At 44.5% G+C, this 5,699-nt stretch carries 6 protein-coding genes; all 6 read left to right on the forward strand.

The window, feature by feature from the left end; genetic code table 11:
• The first annotated feature begins 410 nt into the window (after nucleotides 1-410).
• The 6 genes from Q0418_RS06845 to Q0418_RS06870 all read left to right on the forward strand — a co-directional run bounded on the left by Q0418_RS06845 (nucleotide 411) and on the right by Q0418_RS06870 (nucleotide 5,664).
• Nucleotides 411-1,787: a PhoH family protein gene (locus Q0418_RS06845; RefSeq protein WP_298483402.1), complete on the forward strand. Its 1,377-nt coding sequence runs from the start codon at nucleotides 411-413 to the stop codon at nucleotides 1,785-1,787.
• 173 nt (nucleotides 1,788-1,960) lie between these two features.
• The gene (locus tag Q0418_RS06850) at nucleotides 1,961-3,163 is read left to right on the forward strand and encodes a substrate-binding domain-containing protein (RefSeq protein ID WP_298483403.1); all 1,203 of its coding nucleotides are present in this window, start codon (nucleotides 1,961-1,963) and stop codon (nucleotides 3,161-3,163) included.
• Complete coding sequence (locus Q0418_RS06855) at nucleotides 3,136-3,576, forward strand: VWA domain-containing protein (RefSeq protein WP_298483404.1); 441 nt, start codon at nucleotides 3,136-3,138, stop codon at nucleotides 3,574-3,576. Before Q0418_RS06850 ends, Q0418_RS06855 begins: the two co-directional genes overlap by 28 nt.
• 1 nt (nucleotide 3,577) lies before the next feature.
• The gene (locus Q0418_RS06860; protein WP_298483405.1) at nucleotides 3,578-4,201 is read left to right on the forward strand and encodes a 5-bromo-4-chloroindolyl phosphate hydrolysis family protein; all 624 of its coding nucleotides are present in this window, start codon (nucleotides 3,578-3,580) and stop codon (nucleotides 4,199-4,201) included.
• Nucleotides 4,198-5,244, forward strand: coding sequence for a hypothetical protein (locus tag Q0418_RS06865; protein WP_298483406.1), 1,047 nt, complete (start codon nucleotides 4,198-4,200; stop codon nucleotides 5,242-5,244). The genes Q0418_RS06860 and Q0418_RS06865 overlap by 4 nt, the downstream gene beginning before the upstream one ends.
• Nucleotides 5,245-5,259: 15 nt before the next feature.
• Nucleotides 5,260-5,664: a toxic anion resistance protein gene (locus Q0418_RS06870; protein WP_298483407.1), complete on the forward strand. Its 405-nt coding sequence runs from the start codon at nucleotides 5,260-5,262 to the stop codon at nucleotides 5,662-5,664.
• The last annotated feature ends 35 nt before the right edge of the window (nucleotides 5,665-5,699 follow it).

The raw sequence follows: 5,699 nt of genomic DNA on the forward strand, positions 1-5,699 counted from the left end.
TCTGACGAAAAATCTGACGGCGCATCTGACGCACAATCTTTGTGCGGTGTTGCCTAAGGTATACTTCTTACACATGAATTACTCTTATGAAAATTAACGCAATATATTGATAATTTTATAGTAAAAATTACGAACTGGAGTTGTTCTTCTATGACCACTCTATGTGTAATCAAATTTGTTCAATCAATTCTATCAGATATTATGCAGGACTGTGCAGAATAACAAAACACAGTATCTTTTGGCTGAAAAATAAGATGGTTCCTAGCAATCATACCGCAGATTGATATGCTGCAAAGCTAATCGTGTGATTACATCAATGTTGGATTTTGCAAAACTTAACATTACAACGATAGCAGATTTTACACAAATGTTTTAGAATAAAATAAATATATCTATAAGGAGCAATCCAGATGAAGAAAGTCTATGTGATCGACACCAACGTGCTTATCCAATCGCCTTATGCCATCGAATGTTTTGAAGACAACGATCTTATCATTCCCCTCGTTGTACTTGAAGAACTTGACAGCCTGAAAAAAGCGGAGGGTGAAAAAGGCGTGAACGCAAGAGCGGCTGTCAGACTGCTTGAAAATTACAGACAGTCCGGGAATCTTTTAGAAGGAGTGCAGTTATCCGGTGGCGGAATGCTCCGGGTTGAGAAAAACTTTGCAAATGTCACTCTTCCTGAAGATCTCCCTGAGGATAAAGCCGATAACCGTATTCTAAAAGTGTGTAAAGGGCTTTCTGACAATATTGCGGAGCCAAATCGTATTATACTTGTTACAAAAGATCTGGTTCTGAGACTGAAAGCGCAAATTCTCGGCATAAAAGCGGAGGATTTTACAACTGAACAAATTTCGGAAGCAGATGCGTGTTATACAGGTCGATGCGAGGCTTATATACCCGATGAACTGATCAAGGAATTCAAGAAAAAAGGCATCCCTGCCGAACAGCTGTATCACACCAATTCCGATGGAGAACGTATCAAAATCCACTTTACGGAAAATGAATTTGTGATTCTTATGTTTGACCAGTCCACAAAGAAAACTCTGCTGGGCAGGATTTCAGGGGAAAAAGTTGTTCCGCTGAAGCATAAAAAAGCTTCTCCCTATGGTGTCACTCCTAGAAATGTTGGTCAGTACTTTATGCAAGAGGCATTGATGACAAGTGCGGAAAAAGCGCCGCTTGTCATTATCAAAGGCATGGCAGGTACAGCAAAAACATTCTATTCCCTTGCCGCAGGACTGGAAAAGACTTTTAACGGATCCGATAATGAATACCGGAGAATTATCATATGCCGTCCAAATGCACAGTTTGATGATGATATCGGTTTTCTCCCAGGAAGTGAGCAAGAAAAAATTGCTCCCATGATGCGGCCGATTCTGGACAATCTGGAACAGATCCTTGATGCAAACGGCGAGGATGAGGAAACGATGTTGCGTCAGAAAATCGCAGAGCTTTTTGATCGGGGGATCATTCAGCCAGAGGCGATGAATTTTATCAGGGGGCGTTCTATCTCAAAAACCTATCTTATAATCGATGAGGCGCAGAATATGACGCCGAATCAGGTCAAGGGAATCATTACAAGAGCGGGAAAAGGAACGAAAATCATACTTCTTGGCGACCCAAAGCAGATCGACAAGCCATTCATCGATGAGAGAACCAATGGGCTCAGTTATGCAGCAAAATACATGAAAGGCAGTCCGTTTTGCTGGCAGATCACACTTTTTGCCGATGAATGTGAACGCTCTGAGCTTGCTCTCGACGCTGTAAAAAGATTGAACATTTGATACTAATCCCATATCAACCTGTAGAAGAATTTGCCGCTATCATTTTGTCACTCTGCGCACCTCTCCCTTTGCCAGGCGACAGCCTGCCTGCGGTTGGGCACAATGCTATCTGGCAACTTCTTCAAAAGAACGATAAGGGATTAGTATGATTTTTCAAAATGGGAGGATTCCGTATGAAACAATCCTTTTTTGCTCGTCTGCTGACAATGATATCTCTTCCTATGATTCTTCTGTGCGGATGCAGTACTGGGGAGAGCGACAGCTCTGTCGATGCACAATACATTGGAAAACGTAGAGGAGAAACCATAAAGATTCTTTCTGGCTCTGAGAACAAGGAACTCTCTCATATTCTCGAGGCGTGTGCAGACGGAACCGGCGTTACCATTGAAATGACATATCAAGGCTCTGTGGATATTATGCATACGTTGCGATCCGGCGCAGAAAAATATGACGCCGTGTGGCCGGCATCCAGTCTCTGGATCTCACTGGGAGACACTGCCCATCTGGTAAAATATAATGCATCCATCTATACCACGCCAGTTGTATTTGGCATTCGTAGATCTCTGGCAGAACAGCTCGGATTCGTAGACAATGAAGTTTCTGTCGGCGAAATTTTAGATGCGATCCGGGCTGACCAGCTTTCATTCTGCATGACAAGCGCCACTCAGTCCAATTCCGGCGCAAGCGCTTATATCGGATTTCTGTACGCACTGTTGGGAAAGACAGATGCGCTGACAGAAAATGATCTGGAGAGCGAAACGCTGAAACGTGATATTTCCCAGCTACTTTCCGGGATCGACCGCAGTTCCGGCAGTTCAGACTGGCTTAAGGATATGTTCCTTGACGGGGATTTTGATGCCATGGTCAACTACGAATGCCTGATTATTGATGCGAACCAGGAACTTATTTCACTGGGCAGAGAACCCCTTTATGTTGTTTATCCCTACGATGGTCTGAGCATTGCCGACTCACCACTTGGCTATGTCGATCATGGTGATGCAGAGAAACAAGATACTTTTCTGGCTGTACAGGAATATCTGCTGTCCGAAGAGGTGCAGAACGAAATTCAGAAAACCGGACGGCGTACCGGATTTGAAGACATTTCGGAAGAGAACAAGGATATTTTTAATGCCGACTGGGGTATTGACACGCACCGGATTCTCTCTCCGATTATTATGCCCTCTGAACAGGTGCTGACAAAGGCTTTGAATCTATACCAGACGGAATTCCGTAAGCCGTCCCTGAATGTCTACTGTCTGGATTTTTCCGACAGTATGATTGGTCAGGGAAATGAACAGCTGGAAGAAGCTATGGCACAGATTCTCATACAAGAAAATGCGAAAAAAATATGCTTCAGGCAGATCAGGACGAAGTGAATATTGTCATTACGTTTTCAGGGGATATCCGCAATATCTATACAGCAGAAAATGCAGATGCAGACAGTCTCCGTTCTCTTTACGAACAAGTCAGCAGTGAAGCACCTAAAGGCGGAACTGATATGTATACTGCTGCGAAAAAGGGACTGGAAATTCTCTCGGCATACGAAGATCTGGAGGATTATACCCCTGCCATCATCCTTATGAGTGACGGTGCTTCTGTCACTGCAACAGAGCCGGAATTTACTGAATATTATCAGGAACTGGGATTGGATATTCCTGTATTCTCCATTATGTTCGGTGAAGCAGATTCCTCTCAGCTGGATGCACTTGCGGATCTGACAAATGCCCGTGTGTTCGATGGACGGACTGATTTGGTTTCCGCATTCCGAAGTGTGAAAGGATATAACTGATTTGGACAAGCACAAACAAAAAGAACTTGCTGCAAATTTATTAGCTGCTTTGCTGGCAGGAGGAATTTTTCTGATACTGATGTTCCTGTTCCATTGGAATTTCTTTGTAGATTTGACTTTGGCAGTGGGTGCATTTTTGGGATTGTCGCTGCTGTTGAAACCTAGTCGGAAAATCGGCGGGATTCGCATTGATATGTTACCTGAAGGCGAAACCATGAGCCGGCAACTGGAGGAAGCCCGGAAAGATTTCCGCAGCATGGAGCAATCCATGCTGCAAATTCAGGAACCGGTAGTCAGGCAGGAAGCGCAGCGGCTGAAACAGACAGCAAAAAATATTCTGGCATATCTGGAGAAGCACCCTGAAATAATCAAGTCTGCGCGACAATTTATTGACTATTATCAGGAGACTGCCTCTTCCTTGCTGCAAAAGTACATCGAATTACAGAATACCGATCTTAGGACAACAGATGTTATGCAGCTGCAAGGCAATACCATAAAAACAATTGGTACCCTGAATACAGCATTTGAAGAACAGTTCCAGAAACTCATGCGCTGTAAAATGATCGACATGGAAGCAGAGATCCGCCTTCTGGAGCAAATGGTAAAAATGGAGAATGGAAGATGAAAACAAAACTGATCGGCATTGTTGTTCTGTTGGCAGTTGTTCTCGCAGGCGGTGGCTACTATTTCTATCGCAGCCAGGCTACAGTTATAACGTTAAGTGGCTATCTCGGCGGTGAAAAAATCGGATTGTTTGAGGACGAGGAAGTGCAAGAGATCCTGCGCAGGGAATACCATCTGGAGTTGAATTATTCCCGTGCCGGTTCTCTGGATATGGTGACAGCGGATTTCAGTGACAGAGACTATCTGTTTCCGTCCAGTCAGACAGCACTGGAATATTACAACGATATCCATGGAAAGCCTGTTTCCAGCGAGATCATTTTCAACACGCCCATTGTATTGTATTCTCATCAGATGGTAGCTGATACATTGATGCAGAAAGGAATTGTCACAGAATCAGAGGGCATTTACTATGCAGATATGCAAAAGCTGACGGAATGTATCCTGAATGGAACACAATGGAGTGAACTGGGATTGACTGAACTATACGGTGCTGTTACAGTAGACACTACAGATCCTGTCCGTTCCAATTCCGGGAATATGTTTGCCGCACTCTTAGCAAGTGCTCTGAACGGCGGAAAAACAGTGGATGCAAACAGTGTGGATGCCGTATTGCCCCAATTGCAGGAAATATTCTCCCAGCTGGGATATATGGAAACCTCTTCCTCCGACCTGTTCAGCCAATTTCTGCGTATGGGCGTTGGGGTAAAGTCAATCATTGCAGGCTATGAGAGTCAGCTGATTGAATATGCCGCAGAAGAGCCGGACAGCTATGCCAGAATCAAGGACGACATTGTTCTGATATATCCTACACCTACAGTATGGTCAACCCATATTTACATGGCATTGGATGAAGCGGGAAAAGCCGGAATTGAAGCCCTGTCTGATAAACAGATACAGGAGCTTGCATGGAAGAAACACGGCTTCCGCACAGACAGCTGCGATATTGTGTCTTCGAATTTTTCGGGAATACCGGAGCAGGTCACCGCAGTCATCCATATGCCCGACTATGACACCATGAAGAAAATTATGGATTGTCTTGAATAAACAGGAGGATTCACCATGTCAGAGATCAATTTAGCCGCACTCGCAAACGCCAGAAAACAACTGGAACAGTCGGCTCCGGAAGAGCTTCCGGCAGACATTCCCCAGGCAACGTACACTCCCGAAGAACGGAAACGGATTGATGAAATCAAAACATCCATTGATTTCATGGATACCCAGACAACTGTACAATATGGCATCGGTGCACAGCGCCGCATGACAGAATTTGCGGATTCTATTCTCCAGAATGTCCGTTCCAAAGACGGCGGTCAAGTAGGCGAACTGTTGACAGATCTTGTGATTGAAATCAAAAGTCTGGATACCAGTCAGTTTACAGAGGACGTATTCAGCAAACTTCCCCTTTTGAAGAATGCCGCACGCAGTCTGAAAAAGCTAAGGCAATACCGCACAAAGAGCGCCTAGCGGCTTTGCACGTCATATGCTTGCATATTTTCCGT

The sequence above is a fragment of the uncultured Ruminococcus sp. genome, from assembly GCF_937915125.1.
Lineage (GTDB): Bacteria > Bacillota > Clostridia > Oscillospirales > Ruminococcaceae > Ruminococcus_C.